This is a genomic window from Paenibacillus sp. FSL F4-0087 (assembly GCF_038020215.1).
GTDB classification, from domain to species: domain Bacteria; phylum Bacillota; class Bacilli; order Paenibacillales; family Paenibacillaceae; genus Paenibacillus; species Paenibacillus taichungensis.
On record NZ_JBBODJ010000001.1, the window covers coordinates 6,064,988 to 6,085,028 of the forward strand.

General features: G+C 41.8%; 18 protein-coding genes and 1 pseudogene. 13 read left to right on the forward strand and 6 right to left on the reverse strand.

The genetic code is table 11. The features are described 5' to 3' along the window. Window positions 1–11: 11 nt before the first annotated feature. From MHB84_RS27650 to MHB84_RS27665, 4 genes are all read left to right on the forward strand, one after another. Window positions 12–278 carry a CD3324 family protein gene (locus tag MHB84_RS27650; RefSeq protein ID WP_076288759.1) on the forward strand — a complete coding sequence of 89 codons (267 nt, stop codon included), beginning with the start codon at window positions 12–14 and terminating at the stop codon, window positions 276–278. Between the two features lie 125 nt (window positions 279–403). Further along, on the forward strand, window positions 404–1,378 hold the full coding sequence (locus MHB84_RS27655; RefSeq protein WP_076288758.1) for a phosphotransferase enzyme family protein: 975 nt from the start codon (window positions 404–406) through the stop codon (window positions 1,376–1,378). A gap of 64 nt (window positions 1,379–1,442) precedes the next feature. Next, the gene (locus MHB84_RS27660; RefSeq protein ID WP_445322114.1) at window positions 1,443–1,805 is read left to right on the forward strand and encodes a hypothetical protein; all 363 of its coding nucleotides are present in this window, start codon (window positions 1,443–1,445) and stop codon (window positions 1,803–1,805) included. 107 nt (window positions 1,806–1,912) lie between these two features. Further along, window positions 1,913–2,251, forward strand: a complete 339-nt coding sequence (locus MHB84_RS27665) for a DUF3888 domain-containing protein (RefSeq protein WP_256716787.1) — start codon at window positions 1,913–1,915, stop codon at window positions 2,249–2,251. Between the two features lie 128 nt (window positions 2,252–2,379). Here MHB84_RS27665 and MHB84_RS27670 read toward each other — a convergent pair whose 3' ends face one another. From MHB84_RS27670 to MHB84_RS27680, 3 genes are all read right to left on the reverse strand, one after another. Then, on the reverse strand, window positions 2,380–3,735 hold the full coding sequence (locus MHB84_RS27670) for a PepSY domain-containing protein (protein ID WP_143764638.1): 1,356 nt from the start codon (window positions 3,733–3,735) through the stop codon (window positions 2,380–2,382). Window positions 3,736–4,514: 779 nt separating this feature from the next. Further along, window positions 4,515–5,891 carry a sugar phosphate nucleotidyltransferase gene (locus tag MHB84_RS27675; RefSeq protein WP_076288755.1) on the reverse strand — a complete coding sequence of 459 codons (1,377 nt, stop codon included), beginning with the start codon at window positions 5,889–5,891 and terminating at the stop codon, window positions 4,515–4,517. Between the two features lie 17 nt (window positions 5,892–5,908). Further along, complete coding sequence (locus MHB84_RS27680; protein ID WP_076288754.1) at window positions 5,909–6,718, reverse strand: DUF6492 family protein; 810 nt, start codon at window positions 6,716–6,718, stop codon at window positions 5,909–5,911. A 202-nt stretch (window positions 6,719–6,920) separates the two neighbouring features. On the opposite strand from MHB84_RS27680, the gene MHB84_RS27685 reads away from it, so the two are divergent. From MHB84_RS27685 to MHB84_RS27710, 6 genes and pseudogenes are all read left to right on the forward strand, one after another. Continuing rightward, on the forward strand, window positions 6,921–7,685 hold the full coding sequence (locus MHB84_RS27685) for a YheC/YheD family protein (RefSeq protein ID WP_076288753.1): 765 nt from the start codon (window positions 6,921–6,923) through the stop codon (window positions 7,683–7,685). A gap of 778 nt (window positions 7,686–8,463) precedes the next feature. After that, complete coding sequence (locus tag MHB84_RS27690; protein WP_076288752.1) at window positions 8,464–9,378, forward strand: phosphotransferase; 915 nt, start codon at window positions 8,464–8,466, stop codon at window positions 9,376–9,378. A 489-nt stretch (window positions 9,379–9,867) separates the two neighbouring features. Continuing rightward, window positions 9,868–10,134, forward strand: a pseudogene (locus MHB84_RS27695) (hypothetical protein); the annotation flags it as partial. A gap of 149 nt (window positions 10,135–10,283) precedes the next feature. Next, window positions 10,284–11,807 carry a spore germination protein gene (locus MHB84_RS27700; RefSeq protein WP_083678855.1) on the forward strand — a complete coding sequence of 508 codons (1,524 nt, stop codon included), beginning with the start codon at window positions 10,284–10,286 and terminating at the stop codon, window positions 11,805–11,807. Continuing rightward, window positions 11,804–13,003 (forward strand): Ger(x)C family spore germination protein, encoded by a 1,200-nt coding sequence (locus tag MHB84_RS27705; protein ID WP_076288750.1) that lies wholly within the window; start codon window positions 11,804–11,806, stop codon window positions 13,001–13,003. Before MHB84_RS27700 ends, MHB84_RS27705 begins: the two co-directional genes overlap by 4 nt. Beyond that, window positions 12,990–14,093, forward strand: coding sequence for a GerAB/ArcD/ProY family transporter (locus MHB84_RS27710; protein ID WP_076288749.1), 1,104 nt, complete (start codon window positions 12,990–12,992; stop codon window positions 14,091–14,093). Before MHB84_RS27705 ends, MHB84_RS27710 begins: the two co-directional genes overlap by 14 nt. A gap of 443 nt (window positions 14,094–14,536) precedes the next feature. Here MHB84_RS27710 and MHB84_RS27715 read toward each other — a convergent pair whose 3' ends face one another. Further along, the gene (locus MHB84_RS27715) at window positions 14,537–14,899 is read right to left on the reverse strand and encodes a winged helix-turn-helix transcriptional regulator (protein WP_076288747.1); all 363 of its coding nucleotides are present in this window, start codon (window positions 14,897–14,899) and stop codon (window positions 14,537–14,539) included. A 209-nt stretch (window positions 14,900–15,108) separates the two neighbouring features. On the opposite strand from MHB84_RS27715, the gene MHB84_RS27720 reads away from it, so the two are divergent. Then, window positions 15,109–15,768 carry a nitroreductase family protein gene (locus MHB84_RS27720; RefSeq protein ID WP_076288746.1) on the forward strand — a complete coding sequence of 220 codons (660 nt, stop codon included), beginning with the start codon at window positions 15,109–15,111 and terminating at the stop codon, window positions 15,766–15,768. A gap of 855 nt (window positions 15,769–16,623) precedes the next feature. After that, window positions 16,624–17,226, forward strand: a complete 603-nt coding sequence (locus tag MHB84_RS27725) for a DUF7010 family protein (protein ID WP_083678854.1) — start codon at window positions 16,624–16,626, stop codon at window positions 17,224–17,226. Window positions 17,227–17,750: 524 nt separating this feature from the next. Here MHB84_RS27725 and MHB84_RS27730 read toward each other — a convergent pair. Continuing rightward, window positions 17,751–18,209 carry a hypothetical protein gene (locus MHB84_RS27730; protein ID WP_179087149.1) on the reverse strand — a complete coding sequence of 153 codons (459 nt, stop codon included), beginning with the start codon at window positions 18,207–18,209 and terminating at the stop codon, window positions 17,751–17,753. 171 nt (window positions 18,210–18,380) lie between these two features. Then, window positions 18,381–19,271, reverse strand: a complete 891-nt coding sequence (locus MHB84_RS27735; protein ID WP_341143084.1) for a nuclear transport factor 2 family protein — start codon at window positions 19,269–19,271, stop codon at window positions 18,381–18,383. Between the two features lie 84 nt (window positions 19,272–19,355). On the opposite strand from MHB84_RS27735, the gene MHB84_RS27740 reads away from it, so the two are divergent. Beyond that, window positions 19,356–19,961, forward strand: coding sequence for a TetR/AcrR family transcriptional regulator (locus MHB84_RS27740; protein ID WP_076288742.1), 606 nt, complete (start codon window positions 19,356–19,358; stop codon window positions 19,959–19,961). Window positions 19,962–20,041: the final 80 nt, after the last annotated feature.

Here is a 20,041-nt window from a genome sequence, read left to right on the forward strand (position 1 = left end):
GCAGAGCTATCATGAAATATGTAAATGCAGACAATATCTTTCCGGAAGAGTTGCTAAAAGAAATTCAGAAGTACATTCACGGCCGCATGGTGTATGTCCCGACCCCTGAAAAATTGCACAAAAAATGGGGAGAAAAATCGGGGAGTAGAGAACAGCTGAGTCTAAGAAACGAAACGATCCGTCAAACATATTTCAATGGAAAGTCGATCGATGAACTCTCAAATGAATTCAGTCTTTCCTACGAAAGCATTAAGAAAATCATTTACTCTAGAAAATAGATTCACTTGTAAGTCACATCGAGCTTTCTGATGTGGCTTTTTGTGTAGAATTTGATTCTGAATCAAATTCAGTATATTTTCAAGCAGCACCTTTTGTTACCATGAAAATGAAGGGGAGAGGTAATATGGATAAAAAGATTAAACTACTATACACACAAGATATATTGAGACAGTCTGCACAATGTTTTGGAATACGTGAAGACTCCATTTTCGAATTAAATGGATTTCAAAATTTCGTTTATTCCGGGGTAGTTGGAGATCGAAAAGTTATTTTAAGAATTGCCCATGTCACACATCGAAATGAATTATTAATAAGAGCGGAACTAGATTTTATCATGTTCCTGGCTGATTGCGGAATGAAAGTAGCAAGGCCCATTCAGTCTTTATCAGGGGATCTTATTCATATCATTGACGAGTCCTTTGTTGTGACAGCTTTTGAGAAAGCACCCGGCAAAAATGCAGTAATAGCCGAGGAGAGCAATACGTTTTATGAGAATATCGGTCAAATGGTCGGTACAATACATAAGTTTTCACTTCATTATTCGTCCCAACATTCACGCTATGAATGGAATGATAATGCCCTATTAGCCTCATTTAAGAAGTATTGTCCGTTAGAATTACACGATAACTTTGATCGTTTAATTACTGAAGTTAGCGCTCTAGCCAAGGAGAAAGATACGTACGGTCTTCTTCATGGGGATATCAGCCCTGGCAATTATCTTAATGATGGGGACAATGCCTTTATTATTGATTATGACGATGCGGAATATAGCTGGTTTGTTTCTGATATAGCTACTCCATTATTCTATGAAATCCCTATTCCGTGGGTTGTGTCTGGAGATGTAAGAAAGGAGATTGCAAAGCGTTTCTATTGCAACTTCTTAAACGGCTATTGTAAGGAAAATACGGTGAGTCAAGGTTGGTTAAACCAAATCCCATTATTTATTAATTTAAGGCAAGCTAGAGTATTAGCCGCGTTCTATAGAAGCAGAGATTTTAACGCTCCTGATTGGAGCGAATGGGATGAGCAAGCCCGACGCTTCTACTATGAAAATTTGCTAAATAACACTCCCTATATTGATATGGACTTTTTGTGTTAACGGGTACGATACGTTAACAAAGCCAGAAAAGGAATGGCCATCCCACAAAGGATGGTCTTTAAACTTGCCGTTACAGACAGCGGGGAGAACTGTACCACAAGGTGTTCAAAAAAGAACAGAAATGGAATTATCCACGCTAGAAACATTAACGATACGTGAAACAGAAAGTTTTTTGTCTTTTTTGGAGTATCAACTTGGAAATAATAAGCTAACAATAAACCGTAAGCTTTCTTCTCTTAAGTCCTTATTTGATTACTTACAGAATAAAGCCGAAACAATTGATTTAAAGCCTTATATACAACGAAATGTTATGGCTAAAATGGACTTGAATGCAGTAAAAGAAAGTCAGGAAACGATCGCGAATCGTATTGAAGGGAAAATAATCTTCAATACAAACTACAATGATTTATACGCACTTAACAGATGATCAAATGAGAAGCGCTGTAAACAATATGGGATAAATAATTTGGAGGGAGATGTCAATGTACAAGTGTCGAGGGACAAGAATATATTCCCATTAAAGTCATTTTCTTTGTGACAATACAGCCCGTTTGTGCAAAGCCAAACGATGAACCATTGAAACGGCTTGTACTTACTTTGTTAGCTCCAAAAATACAGGAACAGATTAACCAATACTATACAAGTAAATTAACTGTATCACCTACGTTTGCGCCTTTTTTGAATGGAACTGATGTAGACGTTAAATATCATTCTTCGCATATTGATGTTCAGGTTAAAACAATCCCGTACGTAGGACCTCATTTGGATGTTGGAGTCGACTCGATGAGGTTTAGTATAGATAACTCCGGATCAGTAGTGGTTCTTGAGTATAAGCACATTAGGGATTATGACTTGCCTACTCTAAGAAGGTAACCGATTCTCATTTTTTGTTGGGCTCTCGGTGACATAAGTAAGTAACAATGAAGGTGAGCCAAGATTGACACGCAAAATTAAAGCAGCCCGCAGCAAAGGTATTCGTGGGGCTGCCTTTTCAATTGTGATTAAAAGTTGTAATTAATGCCTTCGCCAGCGCCTGTGCGGGCATTTATGTATACATGAGAAACGCCTTCAATCCCAGTGACGGGAAATGCATATACGAGCTTGTAGTTGCGGAGCTCCAGCTTTGGCTTACCCGAAACGTTAACTTTTGGACCAAGCTTCGCTGAGGCTTGCTCCGCTGTTAGCTTCGGGTGAATGGGGAAGGTTTTATTGTAATAGGTAAAATACTTAGACGCATCAAAGCGCTCTAACGCACCGGTACGGCGATCAAATTGCCATACGACTTTCATCTGTGGAATGGAAACTTGCTCCCGGACCGGAATATACGTGAGATAAATGGAGGTTTCTTTTATCTCTTTCGCTACTAATGTCAGACGTTCGCCAGACCAGCGAGCCATCCAGGTATCCGCAACCGCGACAACCTGCTTTAAGTCCATAGATTGCTCTACATCTCCTTTTTCGGAGATCAAGCCCTTGCGTCTCACTTGGAGCACGTGTCCGCTTTTACTCAGTGTTGCAATATAGGAGCTGGTTGGTTTCCCATCGGTGTCCGATAAATTGAAATCCATGACTTCTCCGAACTCGGGGCCGATTCCGCCGGAGGACATGTGGACGATTTGCTTACCTACTCCTTTATTCCAAGCCTCGCCCATGAAAATTTTCGCTTTGGCCGCAAGCTCCGTAGCCTTATACGTGGTTTCCCCGACAAACACGGTTCCTGGCTTCAGAGGTATGTAAGGATTCTGGTTGTACAGGAACTCGTTAAAGGCTTTATTGCCGGACGTAAAGACCGAGTCGAGTTGAGACAAAGCCTCTTCCATTTCGGTCGAAATCTGTTGTATATCTGATAAAGAGGAATCAACAGCTTTCTTCCTCATCTGCTCTAGATACGGTAGAGCGATCCTCGCGAACGTTCTCAAGCGTTGAATTTGTTCTAATTGATCTGGGTTGAGCGACATTACCTTCTCGCTGGCAGGATAGGCCAAGTAGCGGCTGCCGTCCGTGATAAATGACTCATACGAGGACCAAGATGGAAAGTTCATTGTAACGGATCCGATCCTTACATATTCCAAGATAAAATTGGCATGTTCAATTGCAGATTGAAGTGCTGCTTGCCGATCTGCAATCGTAGATGCCGCAAGAGCCTCCGCAAGCGCATAGTCGAAATCGCGCAGGTAGATCGCTTGCATATGCGACCAGTATTGCGTATTGCGCTGTTGTTGCTGCTTCCATTGTCGATTATCCTGATGCTCGGTATAACTGAAATACGCGCCTGCTAATGTCGTCACGCAAAGCAGGCCGATGATGGATTTGGTAAGAACGTTCATGTCAATTAAAACTCCCGTCTTTGTCTTCATAATGCTTATCCACTTTAACAAAGATGAGAACACAGTTTAATGAGTAAATTTTACCAATACAAATTCCTAGTCCATTGCGCCAACTCTTCATGCATGAGGCTGATGAAATGCAAATTTGAGGTGGGAAATAGTATCATTGTTAGATTCCTATTTTTGAATTATCTCTTCAGGAACGCCTACAGTGACGGCTACAAGTGTCTCATAGTTAATGAGGAGGAACATAGATAAAAACTTTGCCTACGATCTGCTGAATTGTGGTCTAGGGGGGATTAACTTATCCCGAAAATAAACGTCTCATTTACTTTACTATCACTACTCAATTAACTTAACTACTTTTTATAACTATCCCATAAGTCAGCGATTTCAAGAAATGGGAAAGTAAACGGGAATCGGTACAAGTTTTTGTCCTCAATTCGACTATTTTCCAAATCCCTAATAAATCTTCAAAGAGCAGTGAGTGAAGATACGTCTTTAAAGCGTTACTTAGATAGTAATGGTATGCAAATTGATCTTACCAATTATGAGATGAAATACGGGGCAGGCAATGTTTTTAGCATTTGATCTGGTAAACCTTATAATGATGACAAATAGAGTTTGCTCTGGCGCGTGAGTGATAAACTCTTCAATGTCGAAAAGTACCCATTCAATATAGTAGTATTGTCGAGGGACAAGAACATATTCCCTAGCACACTGATATTTGGTTTTACCCCATGTTTCGTTTGATAGGCAAAGCAAATAGCCCCCACGAATGGACGGGGCTAAGATTTGAACGGTTCAATTTACACTCCATAGTTATACGATCCTGCACGTTCTACGATTATATTCCAGTCTTCTTCTTCAAAAAGAATATTGTTCTCATCCTCGGGTTCGCCGATCTGTACTTCAAGGAAGACCAACCTGGTTTCAGCGAAAATAGAATAGACGCTCTCCGAGATCATCGCGAACTGAGTGCCCAGAGTCATCTGTGTGACCTGTCCGTTGATAAGCAATTGACCGCTGCCTGCAAGTACCATCCACGCTCTACATCCTGCCCGGTGCCAGTTCAACCCGATATGTTTGCCCGGTAGAACCGTTATGTTTAATATGGTTACAGTTGTACTCTCATCTTCTACCGAACTCTCGATGACACGATAACTGCCCCAGGTTGCTTCACCATACATCGGTTTTAATGGCAAGTTGCCTAATTGCGCTTTAATTTCATTTGAATTATTTTTGTTGGCAATGAGTATGCCGTCCGGACTTGCGGCAGCGATAATACCTGGCACGCCAATGACTTGGATGGGGTAAGGAAGCTCGTTAATAATATAGGAGTCGGAGGAAGAGCCCGAGATTCCACCGTGTCCGATTACATGGGAATCTAACTGTGCGCACAGCGTATCCCAGCTTCCGATATCCTGCCATACTCCCTTATAAGGCAGGACTACGGCCCGCTGAGCCTTTTCTGCAACATGCTTGTCAAAACTGCGTTCAGGCAACGCTTCATACAGGGATGACAATTGATCATAATGAACCGGAAGCCCCATTTTTTTAATATGGGATATCATAAACTCGACGGTGAACGCGTACACACCGCAGTTCCATAGTGCCCCACGTTGTATCAGAGTTTCAGCAATGGTGGCTTCGGGTTTTTCTATAAATTGTGTTATGGGCGCATAAGCATGTTCTTCCTCACCCGGCAGGATGTATCCATACTGTTCTGAAGCATGTGTAGGCCTTGTCCCAATTAAAGCAATATCGGCTTGAGAATGTTTCAAGATGTCCGGTAGTAATTGGAAGTTGCTGAAAAAATCTTCACCTGCGAACACATCAGCTGGCGCGATACAGATCACATCGTCATCTTTGGCCATTCGGAAGGATTGCAGATATAACGTCGCTAAGGCCGCCGCAGTAAAAGTGCCTCGTTTATAGGGTTCCCCGATGACTGGTATTTTGCCTTGAGTATGTCGAGCCGTAATATTAGCCTGATCCTGATGTGAAATAATGAGCGTTGAATCCGTCAGGGATGAACTGTCAAGCTGGCGGCATACTCTGCGGATCATGGATTCCCTACCTCCAGCGGGTGATGGAAGTATATCTATGAACAGCTTGGAGCGAAGCTCATTGGATAACGGCCAGAGCCTTTTGCCAGAGCCACCGCACAGCAGTACGATATGCATGGGCTTCCTCCTTAAGCTCAGGGAGCTTTACTATAGATTTTCCGTTTATGAAAGGAAAGAGAACGGTATTTAAGGGCCAGATTACGGATTTGTTGCTCTTTTAACGAAGAAGCGTTCACATTCAGACTTTTATTCATGGAACTTTTAAGGACCATGCTGCCTGGGTTCTTCGTGTACATAAAATTGGCATACGTTTCATACTCGGAGAAACCAAACTGCTTTTTCTTATTGATATTGGAGATGATCGCTTTGTACCATGGCAGTTTATGAACCGCTTCAATTTTCTGTTTCAAGGCAGAGAGTTTAGATTTATCGAAAAGCATATAATGGGTGACAAAAGAGCGGGGACGCGGAGCTTTCATGCCTAACAACTTGCTGTAGGTATTGAAATATTCCGGCTGGCTCCAGTCACGGCAGTAAAATACTGTTTTGCCTTCTACAAGAAATGAATGAGGTTTAATCAGTACGGTATCCGCATCCATGACTAGAAAGTATTTTGCCTTCACAATGGAATCTCCGTTCATTTTGAGCAACTGCTGATATAACCAGCCTGACCGATTCCACCGGGAGGACTGGTAGTGTATCTCGTTTTTGGTTATAGGCAGGACGGATCGCTCATTAACAAAAATGCAGTTTTTACGGGAACAAAGTTTTCTGATTTTGGTGCTGACCGGAGAAACAATATATATGCTTCCAATGGGATGTTTTACATAACGGCGAATGTTATCGATGACGAGGGGAAGGGTAGTCAAATCTTTTTCGATCGCTGGTATAAGAACATCAATCTTAGGCGCATTATTCAACCGGATTCCACGCTGGACGGACATCTTCTCAACTCCTTGCACAAATCGTGATGACTTATTATATGGTATGTGTGCAAAAGTGTTTTGGTCAGGGCATGTGCAAATATACATTTTTACGAATAGGGGCTTTTGTTCAGGGTTCCTTTATCGGTATTACATATAATGCATGCAGGATCTTGATCAAACAGCGAGCTTTGATGCGGTTGCTGAAGGGAGAGTTTACGACATGGGAGTTGATAAATTGCAGCCGTTAAGAAGCAAGTGGTTAAAAACAAAATTGATCATTAATAATGAATCAATTAAACCGTATATCCCCGACACACAGAAATATAACAAAACGAATCTGAAATCCATGATCAGCAAATATGGAATGGTCTATGTCAAACCCGAGAGAGGTACTTTCGGGATGGGTGTTATTAAGGCCGAGATGGACAGTCATCAACATTTTGTCTATCAGATAGAGCAAAAACGCCTGACGTTTGACAGCTTTGAATCGTTTTATAGCAGTCTGACTCGTTTGGTGCATAAAAGAAGTTATCTGATTCAGAGAGGAATCCATCTGCTTAAGCACAATAACAGACGTTTTGACATCCGAGTCATGATACAGCTAAGCCCTACCAAACATTGGGAAGCTACCGGAATCATCGGCCGACTGGGTCATCCAAAGAAAATCGTAACCAATTATCATAGTGGTGGAACCCCGATGGATATTCACAAGCTGCTACAATCGCATGCATCCACAAAACGCAGGAATGAACTGGTTCAGGAGATGAATGAGCTTAGCCTGCGCATAGCTCGTCATATGAAAAAAAAGTACCCTTATCTAATGCAAATCGGTGTGGATATCGGCCTTGACCACAGTCTGAAACCCTGGATTATAGAGGTGAATGTCAAACCGGACCCATTTATATTCAATCAATTAAAGGACAAGAAGATGTATCGCAAGGTAATACGATATTACCGCCATGCTGTGCCCAAAAAAACAGAATAACAGATTGGATTTTTCATAGGAATGGATGGAGAAGGTTTCAAGCTCAAGAGTCGCCAATGTGGCTTTAGGGTCTGAATAATGCATTTCATCCCAATTCGATTCCGAACCTATGCTAAAATAGTATATTCGAGAGTGCCAGTAACAGACACAACTCAATGTTCGTTAATTCAGCTGACGTTTTGCCGAGATGGTCTTATTGGCTATAGGGTAGATGATATTAATGTTATTGCTTTTTAGAAGCAGATTAAGATAACGAGAAACTTTTGCATAAAAGAAATGTAATCAACAGCAGCCGGTACTCTGGCTGCTGTTTTTAACTAACGTACTGACAATAGGGCTTGCTGACGATCCTTTTTTGTATACTTTTATAGACAGTCAAAAAGAATATTCACTAGCTTTCTTGAAAACTTCAAGTAAGTTAGTAAACCTAACTTATAGATTAAAGATATTATCAGAAATCTCACAACCTTCCAGCAATCTACTGCGTTATATCAGTAGACCTAAAGAAAATAAGATCAGCATTGCCAACACTTTAGGAAAAGCATTGAAAAGGAGGTTTCAATCCATGAAATTAGTATCGCTTTTACTTACTGGAGTTGTTGCTGGCTCTATTTTTACTGTAATCCACTAAGCTAACGGGATACGTTAGCTCAATAACAACAAGAAAGCAGCTTATCATTGTGAATGGCTGCCTTTACTCAACTAACGGACAGTTATGCGTAACTTCCAGGGACTGTAAACATCTAAATAACGTAAGGAACGAGGAGGCAGACAATTCATGGGAGGAACGAATGTATGGGATGCGGAGTGGGAGGTTAACGAAGAGCAGGCGAGGACGCTGATCGGCAGACAATTCCCTCAGCTGTCATCGAAGCAAGTGAAGCGATTGGGCTGGGGCTGGGACAATACGGTTTTTCTCATTGGTGACGAGTACGTGTTCCGGTTTCCAAGAAGATCGATTGCAGTTGGCTCTATTCGTATGGAAGGGAAGCTGCTGCCGAAGCTGGAGGCATATATGACCATCCCCTATCCGAAACCGTTGTTTTATGGCGAAGCAAGTGACGAATACCCGGCACCATTTCTTGGCTATGCCTACGTGCCAGGAGATTTCCCAATCGGTTTGACGGAAGAACGCCGGGCTTTATCGGCAGAGACGCTGGCGAAATTTTTGCGGAGATTGCATGAGTTTCCGGTGCAGGCGGCGCTGAAATGCGGAGTTCAACAAGATCATCGAAACTTGACGGACATAGCATCGCGCAAAGTGAAATTGGAGGGCTTTCTATCGAAGGTGGTTGAACACTTGTCGTGGGAGGAGTCCGGTGTGATCGAAGCATATATTAGCAGGCTGCAAAAGGACCGTGTCGAGGCGGTGAATGCACTGCTACATGGGGATCTTCATTTCAAAAATATGCTTGTGAATGAGAACGGGATCGTTTCCGGCATCATTGATTGGGGCGATCTGAGCGTAGGCCATCCGGCTTGCGATTTAAGCGTTGCTTATAGCTTTTTACCACCTTACGCTCGCGGCGTGTTTTTCGAAACGTACGGAGGAGCGGACGAGGAAACGAAGCTGCTGGCGCGGCTGATCGCGGTATACATCCCCATACTGATCTTAATGCAAGCGGTTGATGACGGGAATGAAGCGATTGCGGCAGAGGCAAAATCCAACATCATGCGGGCACTGTCGGATTAGGCTCATTATTTCGTTGCGGCTATGGGGCTATGGCTATCGGCACCATTTTGTCGTTTAAAGGCAGCGATAAGGTACGATCCGCCTTCTCTGATGCCGTTCTTGTCCAGCTACGGCAATAGGTACAAGTTCTTGTCAAAATGTGTCGCGGGACAAGAACATTGTTCCATTCAAAGTCGCTTATTTAGCGGCCTTTTTGTTTTAAGGAACTAGATTCTTGTCCCTTGCTGAGGAAAAGAACATTGTACCATTGCCGAAAAGGACAAGAACATTGTGTCATTTCCGATTAGATAATTATCTAAATAGTTTCATAGCTGGAATTCATGTAGAGTGACTAAAGAAAATAACATAAAATGTCGCGTAAATAGCGTTTTTGTTTAAGGAACCAAGCTTATTTCCAAACTGAGGACTAGGACATCGTGTCATAGTCGATTACACAAATAGGTAATTATAATATGATACCTGCTTCTATAAGCTCGGTATAAAAAGACAATTTGTATAGTCATTGCTCTGCTGGGACTGTTTCTCATTTTGCAAAACGAAAGGATGCAGACAAATGGGCATCATCTTCTCGGTATCGGCTATGGATTAGTCGCTGCCGGTTTCTATACCGGATTGACCCTGATTAACAAATTTATTCGTGGGCTGGAGATTGGCGCGGCATCGGGAGTGTTCTCGGTACCATTTGCGGAGCGAGGGGCCCGTGTAACCGCCGTAGAGACCTCTCCGCCGCTGATTGAATTGTTGGAAGAAAACATTTTTTTTAATCGGCTAATGTTCCAATACGTTAATCTCGCCGTTTAGTGTTTTCTTTCAGTTAGGTTAGGCATTGGACTTCTCGTATAAATTTACCCATTGTTGGACATATTTAAAAAAACATTCCAGATGACACCTAAGGAGCACCTAGCATGACTACTCAAGATTCCTACTCGAACCAGCAATCATCAGAATCGTTCAAAGATTCAAGTTTTAACTGCGAGGATACAGCATCGTTTGTTCATACTATACAGGAATACCTGCATAGCCCTCCCGATCTTATTATCCATTCAATGGTTATATCTTCAGATATTCCTTGCCAATGTGTATTCTTTGAGACGCTAACAGATAAGAATAAAATTGAGCATGAGCTGCTCTCATTTTTAGCTGAGAAAAAGGAATTCCAAGAATCCTTCAGTACAGATGAAATTATCGCGGTCCTAAAGGGACGTATTCCTTTCAGCTCAGTATCATCCACAAGTGATTTTAGAGTGTGTATCGACAGCCTCTTAAAAGGTGCCTGCCTCATTATAGTGTCAGGTGCTCCAGAAGTGTTATGGATTAACGTCTCTCAGACCAGTCAGCGCAGTGTTGCAGAGCCTATGACGGAATCAACTGTACGGGGACCACAAGTTGGGTTTACAGAGGAAATGGCAATTAATCTCTCTCTGATCCGCAAGCGAGTCCGAAATGAACATCTTTGCATTCAGGAAGTTACAGCTGGAACAGAGACTGATACAAAAATTTCAATTATTTATATGAATAATTTGGCTTCGAATGAAGTGATAGAGGAGTTTCGCAAGCGTCTTGACGCAATTCATACAGACAGTATTCTGGACAGCGCCTATGTAGAGGAGTGGTTGAAAGAGAAGAGCTATTCTCCATTCTCAACACTGCTCAGTACAGAGAGGCCCGATATTATAACTTCACACCTTCTGGAAGGGGGTGTAGGTGTACTTGTAGACGGGAGTCCAATTGCATTGGTGGGTCCTATTACGTTCTTCCAATTTTTTATCGCACCTGAAGATTACTATCAGAGTCCAGACATTGCAACAATGCTTCGATGGATCCGATTTCTTTCTTTTATGTTGTCAATATTCGTCCCAGCCCTTTACGTGGCCGTCGTATCCTATCAGCAAGAACTACTCCCCCATTCTTTGTTAATCAGCATAGCAGGGCAAAGGGAAGGCGTCCCTTTTCCAGCCTTTGTAGAGGCTATGCTAATGATGATCACATTTGAGGTGCTACGGGAGGCGGGCTTGCGTATGCCACGTATAGCCGGACAAGCGATTTCAATCGTTGGTGCATTGGTACTTGGTCAGGCCGCGGTTACAGCGGGCCTTGTCTCTACGGCAATGGTAATTGTAGTATCGATTACAGCCATCTCCAACTTTGTAGCGCCTTCTTACAGTTTCGGGATTACTCAGCGGATTTTACAATTTTTCTATCTAATTCTTGCGGGAGCAATGGGCCTTTTCGGCGTTTTATGTGCAGTGTTGCTTACCGTCGTGCATCTTGCTTCCATGAATTCTTTCAACGTCCCTTATTTGTCTCCAGTTGCTCCCACCACTCTATCCGACTGGAAAGACATTTTAATCCGTGTGCCACGACCTTGGATGAGGGAATATCCAAAAATGAAAGGGACTAAAAGAAGGAAAAGAAGGAGGGGCCTATGAAATCTGTCTTTCTGAAGCTTATAGTTGGTGGACTCACTATAAGCTGTCTCACTGGCTGCTGGGACCGTGTTGAGATTAATGAACTGGCCGTTGTTGGGCTGGTAGGATCAGAGATGGACAAAAAGACTCACGAGCAAATTGTCTACTACCAGATTGTTAATCCCGAAGCCTTTTCTTCAAGCTCAGCAAGTGGTGGATCTCCTGTATTCACTTATACATTTCGTAGTCAGACCAAAGGAGCAATTGGTCAAAAGTCAAGTTATATGCTGCCTCGAAAACTTTTTACGGATCATTATCAGTCTCACATCGTCACTGAAGCCTATGCCAAAGAAGGTATGCGCTCTTTTCTTAACTATTATGAGCGTCAGTTCAACAGGCGATCCAGCCTATATCTGTTCATCACTGATTCTCCCCTATCTGAGGTTATGAAGACATATACTCCGCTTGAGAAACTTCCCGGGCGGCTTTTACGATCTCTGATTAGCAATACACATAAGGCTACCGGTCAAATTAGCTTGAAATCCCGTGTAAAGGATTTGGTCGAGAACTTGGATTCTTCTAAAGTAACGGTTTTGCCTATCGTCAGTTTAAAAGGAGCAAAACCACCTGACCATACCACGGGCAGTTTCGAAAACATTGATGTTAGCGAGAGCAACCTGATCCTTACCGGTGCTGCGCTGTTTAATAAAGACCGAATGGTGGGGAAAATTACCTTGTGGGAAAATGGTTATTACAATATGTTGAAAGGTGAGACGGATACTTTTTTTCAGTCCATCGACTTAAAAGGCAGTTTTGTAGATTTGTATGCAAATAAAGTCAAGACTAAGCAGCATTTGTCGCTAGTTAACGGGGAACCTGTATTGAATATTGAGGTTACCGCCCAACTTGCCATTCGGAATAATAATCAGAGAGAAAAACTTGATTGGGACAATGTCTCTCAAATTTCAAACCAATTTAATCAACAGATTATTGAGAATTCCCATAATCTTTATAAGAAAGCGATCAGAAACAAATGGGATATGTTCGGACTCGGAGATATGATCAAATATAAACGGGGGCGAGCATGGAATTTTCTTCAGAAGCAAAGTGAGGCTTGGACTCAAACCAAGCTGCAATTAACCGTCAGGAGTACAATTAATGATGTTGGCGAAATCATCGATCCGTTTAAGGAGGGTGAAGGGAATGGGACAGAGTAAAATTACGGTTTGGCAATTTTTTGTTCTGACTTTAACTTTTTTAATCGGAACGTCATTTTTTTTTACCCCTGGTGGGTTAATTAATGTTGCCAAGCAAGATGCTTGGATCGTTCCGCTTTGGGCGGGAACTTCCACTATTTTAGTGTCCCTAATCTGGTTAGAACTCTCCAAGCAATATCAAGGTCTATCGATTATCCAGATTTGTATTAAAGTAGCGGGAAAGAAGCTGGGAAGTCTGCTAGCATTGATGTATATCTCCTACTTTATTCAATTAGCAGTATTTGTTACTCGTAATATGGGTGATTTCATGAAACAAGCAATGATGCCCATGTCACCTATAACCGTGTTTCATCTCATGTTTCTCGTTATAAGTGGATATGCCGTATACAAAGGCATCGACACCATAGCTCGATCTTCAGAGTTATTATTTATCATTATGGGGGTAACGTTTATCTTCATAGTCTGTTTGGGATTGACTCAATGGGATTCAGGGCGATTTCAGGGAATGTTTAGAATGGATCTATGGAAGACGATGAAGGAGACCCGTTCAATCTTTGGCTTCCCATTCCTAGAATCGTTGCTTTTCCTAATGCTGTTTCCTTTCGTTAAAAGTAAATTGAAGAGTAGCTTTATCTTGGCAATTGTAATTGCAACAATTATGCTAAGCTTTTCAACGTTTTTTACGATAGGGGTGCTTGGTGTCACGCGTGCTTCCCATGATACCTATCCGTTGTTTGTCATTGCGCAGGAGATTCATATTGGGTCCTTTTTCGAACATATGGAATCTACGATTGCATTGATCTTGTTAGTAGCTATCTTCATAAAATTATCGATCGCTTATTATTGCTCAGTTCTCGGCATATGCCAACTCTTCCAGATTAAAAATAGATCTTGGATAACGCTTGCGCTCATTTTGCTTATTTCAGGTCTGGCTCTGGGATATGATAATGTAGTGGAGAATATCGAATTCAGCAAAAAATATGATTTTGAATATACGTTAATCTATAGCGTATTCATTCCACTATTGCTTTTAATTGTCACTTGGATACGTAGGAGCAGAAAAAAATCCATGAGGGAGACGACCTCATGATCTGGTTTATTGTGTTTTTTATAACAGTGCTGGGGATTTGTCTGTTTATCATGATTAATAAACGTAACGCAAAAAAGGAAATTGTAGTTTTCTTAGTGATTGCCTTATTGGGATTTACTGATTGGATCAGCATTTTTCTGAACAATAAATTCAAACCCACCAAGTTAATCTCCATACTAATGGATTTCGTCGGCTTATAGGATTTAAGTTGAAAGAATTATTTTGGTTGTAATATATTATTCGTATTAATCAAATAAAGGTATAAAGGGGATATAGATAGAAAATTGTCGAGGGACAAGAACATAGTCCGATTGCAAATTAGATGCACATCTAAACATTAATCACATGAACTTAATACTGTATTAAGACCATAACAAAGACTTTATTTTCTGGTTCCCTAGCTGTTGCCGTTTCATTTTTAAGAGCCAGTCTAAACTATGACTTTACCCAAGCGGGGTTTCGTCATCATTAACGCCTTCCGATGTTCCTCCCCAGGTTTCACCCCATATGCGCATCTCCCGAAGTACAGGTATGTACGCCTTTCCTTTATCTGTTAGCGAATACTCAACAGTAACAGGTGAGGTAGGGAACACCTGACGGTTGATGACTTCATGCCGCTCAAAATGACGCAGGACATCCGTTAAAGACTTGATGCTGACATTGTCTAAATATCTTCGCATCTGATTAAATCGCTGCGGACCCAGACTAAGTAAGGTGAGTACCAAAATAGCCCATTTTCCGCGAACAACTTCCAACGCCTCGCGAATGGAGATGAGACATTGTTCGTCCTCTTTGCTTATATCCACAAAATCATCCCTTACTATAGTATAGTTAGTCTAATTTATAGAGCTATATAAAAATAATGTGTCTACTTTAAAGTATACACTAAATAATTTATAGTAACAATTAAGCTCATTTAACTGCAATGGTTGAATTTGTTTTGAAGGTCGACTACAAATTATTTAGAACATCTTGTGCCAACTTGGGGCAAGGAAATTATGAGGAGGAGAGAAGCATGTCCGTTGAACAATCGTCACAGAAGGTGGAGGCGCAGTTTTTTGATGTTATTCAAGATCGGAGATCTGTAAGGTACTATGATTCCGAAGTAAAGATCTCACGGGACGAAATGAAGGATATATTGCAGCTAGCTACACTGGCTCCTTCTGGCGCCAATCTCCAGCCGTGGAGATTTCTCGTCATCGACTCGCAGGAGCTAAAACAAAAACTGCTTCTGATCGCCAACAGCCAGCAGCAAGTGATTGAGGCTTCAGCTGTCATTGCGATACTCGGAGATTTGGAAGGCTATAAATTGGCCGAGAAAGTATACGGGATGGCGGTCGATGCGGGGTACATGCCTGAAGAGACAGCTAATTCATTCGTGGAGCGATACCAAAGACTGTTCGCGAGTATGCCTCCAGAAAATGTACTCCGAAAAGTATTTATTGATAGTGGACTGGTATCCATGCAGCTAATGCTTGTCGCTCGTGCAAAAGGCTATGATACGGTCCCGATGGGCGGCTTTGACCAAGTAAAATTTGTAGAAGAGTTTGATACTCCGGCGAGATACGCTCCTGTTATGCTTATCGCCATCGGCAAGGCGGTGAAGCCCGGACACCGGACGGTAAGATTACCGATAGAAGATGTCGCTTTCTTTAATGAATTGCCTAAGGATTGATATTAATCATTTATGTAATATAAAAGAAGCTAAAGGATATGAAATGCACCTCCAATTGTTAACCACTACTAACAATTGGAGGTGCATTTTAAGATTTTTGCGGAGATCAAGAAACTTCGTAATGAGGTGGTACCTGATCCTTATTGATCATTAATGAGGATGTCCCTGGACATTTGCGCTGTGGGGCGGACCACTATTTCACTTACATCCACGCCATTTGGTTGCTCAACTGCGAACGCAATAGCTTTAGCGATAGAGTAGGGGGAGAACCCAATGTTCTGATAAGCTTCGAGTTTGGCTTTCATCTCTGAGTCATTTATGGCGTCCAGGGAATCCAATTGTGTGGATCCAAGGTGAAACGATCGTTACTCGAAGCTTGTTGCTGGCATCTTGAAGCAGGCCCTCAGAAATCGCACGAACGGCAAGCTTTGTCCCCAGACTGGCCTTCGGCTCGCTGAACAGTATGGTGTGGAAGACCTTTAAAAAATTTGATTACACTGTGTTTAAATTAACCTTAGCTTCATATGGTCTCAATGTAATAATATTTCGAGTATCAACAAGTACAGTTTCCGACTTGTAGTTGGAAATCAGTATTTATCCAGGTTGAGGAGTATATGGATATTTAGGGTTTGCAAAGACATAAAAAATAGAGCATGCAACTGTAAAGGGGTTGTACGCTTAGTATTTGCATCCTAAACGTACAGGATAGTTCCAATTTAATACGTTAGCCATGTATAGAACCATAGATTAATCTTCACTAAGTGTGGAGAAGCAATTTAACATTGCATTTTCAAAAAGAGAATTTATGGTACATTAAAAGTGGTTAAAATTTGAATTGTAGGAGACATGGTTAGGATGGGATATGTAGTAAAACTGCCGAAAGCTGCTGTCTTTGGAGCTGCAAATGGAGTAATATTCATGACTTTTTTTGGAGCGCTTTGGTCTGCAATTGGTATTATTGGTTCAAATAAACTGGGAGCTCCTTGGCTGCTTATTCTTTCAGGTATTGTGACATTAACGTTGCTAATCGGAGCTATTTCGCTAATTGGGAAAGCACGTAACGTGAACCATGTCACTACACCGAAAGAGAGGGAAATGAGGAATAAAATTAACCGGAAATTTGGTATGATCTGTGGTTTAGAAGGTCTGGCAATCTTGATTGCAAGTGTGCTTTGTAACTTATTTGATCGCTTTGAAGTCTTTTTCCCGATCATGGCTATCATTGTCGGAGTCCATTTTTTTCCTTTAGCGCGATTGTTTCGAGAGAATTTTTATTATGGTACAGGTATAGTGCTCAGTATTCTAGGCATCATTTCTTTGTTTATACCACTGAATACCACTTTGGGCGATGTATCTCTGATTGCGAGGTCTATTTTTATCGGTTTCGGTTCTGCTTTGACGTTGTGGGTGACAGGTTTAAGGATCTGGGTAACCATGCTCAAGCAATTGAAGAAATAGGAAAAGGATATGCTTTGCTGAATCAGTTAGCTTCATGGAGTCCATGAGACTCTTTTAGGGTAAAGAAGTCGTATTAAGGCCAGTATTCAATTAACGGGAAACGATAGCTCAATAAGATAAAGCAGCTGATCATCGTGATCGGCTGCTTTTGTTAAGCTCCCTCGAAATGATACAATTTCCTCACACAGGCTCATTGATTACAGCAGTTCTTCCAGCAGCATTGAGCATTACCATTTAAGTAAAAATGAATCGATACTTAATAAATGCGTATGTCGTTATCAGCATGATAGTGCTAAAGGAGAAATTCAATCGATGATATCGTACACACCACAAAGGGTAGGAAACGGTCGAGGGACAAAAACTTGGTGTCATTTCGGATTAGGTAATTATCTAAATAGTATCATGAGGGAGAATATCGAACCACACTAACCGAACCAAATACCGACAACACAACTTTGTTTGTTCTTACCATATTTTAATCTCCTGTAACAGAAGTAGGGGGCGCATCTGTCGTTCGACCGGCCTTAAACCCTGAAGAGAGCAGCAGGACCAAAAATCCCACGGCGACGCCCCACAAAACGAAGGCGTTTGAGCCGACCGCGTCCAGTCCTCCGAAGTACATCACTTCCCGCAGCCCTTCTGCCGTGAACCGCAGTGGCGTCCACGAATAGATCCAATCTCGCGTTGTCTGGGACAAGAACTCCGGAGCCATGTTCAGCAGCGGCATGGAGAAGAACATCAGCAGTACGAGCAGAGGCAGAGCCGGAAATCCGATCCAATTGAGTAATGAAGATTGCAACAAGAAGAACGCCGATCCAGCGAACCATAAGAAGAACCAAGTCTCCCTCGCGTTCGCTAGTTCCATGCCGTACCACGACAAAGCCATCCATACGGTGAAGCCTGACGCTATACCAACGGTCGCAAGTCCCACGATAGCTTGCAGCGCACTTACTGTCCATCATTTTTTGTGTCAATATTTTCATGATTCTCTTCCCCTCGTCACTTCATTGCATTGAACAAAAATAGCGTTGCTGAAGCAACGCTCCTGTATCCATTGGACTTTAAAATTTTCCATTAAAGTACATTCGTGAAGCGAAAGACATCACCGTAAATAAATTTGGCGATGTCTTTCTTGCGATTCAGCTACACAAACTTCAAAATCTACTGTTCGTATTTTTTCGTTTTTCTTCCGGTAGAATGGCCTCGATAACGTCCCAATGCTCAGCGATCTTTCCATCCTGTACGCGGAACAAATCGTAGAAAGCAGTATGTTGACCATCAAATTGACCTTCGCTCACGGTAAGAACAAAATCGCCTTGCCCGATAACTTGATGGACATGAGTATATTGAAACTCAACTTTTTTCTCCTTCAGAGCCTGCAAAGCAGCGTGAAGACCAGAAAGGCCGTCTGCAATATGAGGACTATGCTGAATGTAGGTATCTCCATCAAAGTAAGAGGCAAGCAGATCAGGGTTCTTTCCGAGCAAGATGTTTTCAACATAGCTTTTGACAAATGCTTTGTTGGCCTCCGTCTTGTCGATATCCTTAATCGTAACCGGTCCGTCAATCATTGTATGATTACTTGGTGTCTTTTCCACCATCTCTTGCAAATTGTCCCAATGTTCAATGATTAGCCCATTCTCAAAACGGAAGATATCAAATACGATTTTAGGGCCGTGAAAATGATATACAGAATGAAGAGCCACATAATTTCCGTCAACTAAAGCCCGCTTAATGCTTACCTTAGTACCAATTCCCTTTAAATGATCAAGAGCACCAAGCATGGTTTCACGACCATCGAGTAAGGCCTGGTTGTGCTGAATATATTGATCTGGATGAACGTAAGCCGTAATCGCTTCGGGATTGCCGCTCTCAAAACTTTCCAACACGGCGATTGTCTTACGAACAAACTCATTTTGATGGTTGAATGTCATTGGTAAATCCTCCTTTGAATTTTTTTGGTCATTAGATAAATAATGAACAGAACGTTGTTTATTTATCTGATGCTTATTATAATAGTGGTTCATATAACGCTCAATATTCAATATTTTTAGCTATGATGGATAACAGACAACTTCATAAAACTTTGTCGCTTAACGACCTAAATAAATTTAGGGGGAACGAATACAATGAATAAAAAAATCGACCTAAGAATACTGCGCACGAAACAATCGATTCGAAAGGCGTTTTATGAGCTTATTCAGGAAAAAGGATACGAGGCGATTACGATCCAGGATATTGCCGATCGGGCTATGATCAATCGAAATACTTTTTATCTCCACTACCAAAACAAGCCTGATTTATTAGATACATGCATGAATGAATTGTTAAGCGATTTAAAGGATGCAGTCGTTCTTTGTCCGATCAGCATGAATCTTTTCAGCATTTCTCTACTCGAGACAGTCATGCAAACTGTACTGGAGCATATTTCCCTAAATATGACCTTTTACCGTTCCATGTTAATTGAAGAGAATCGAATCTATCAGTTTCAAGCGAAAATGGAGAATATCATTAATAATAAATTAATTGAGGGGTGGAAACCTGCTAAGGAAAACTCCACACTAGCGATATCCAAGGAATTGCTGATCGAGTACCTCGGATCGGCTTTCATGGGGATTGTAATTTGGTGGATTAAAAACGATAAACCCCTTCCTGCATATGAAGTTTCATCTCAGTTTAGTAAAATTGTTGCCTATGGGCACTTAAGAGCTGCCGGCATCGCCATAGAGGAATAAAATTAGCGAGAGTAGAGGGAGCACAGGCACTAATAAAGGGCGTAAACGAAAAGCCAACGATGATTTGATTGGTCATGCTG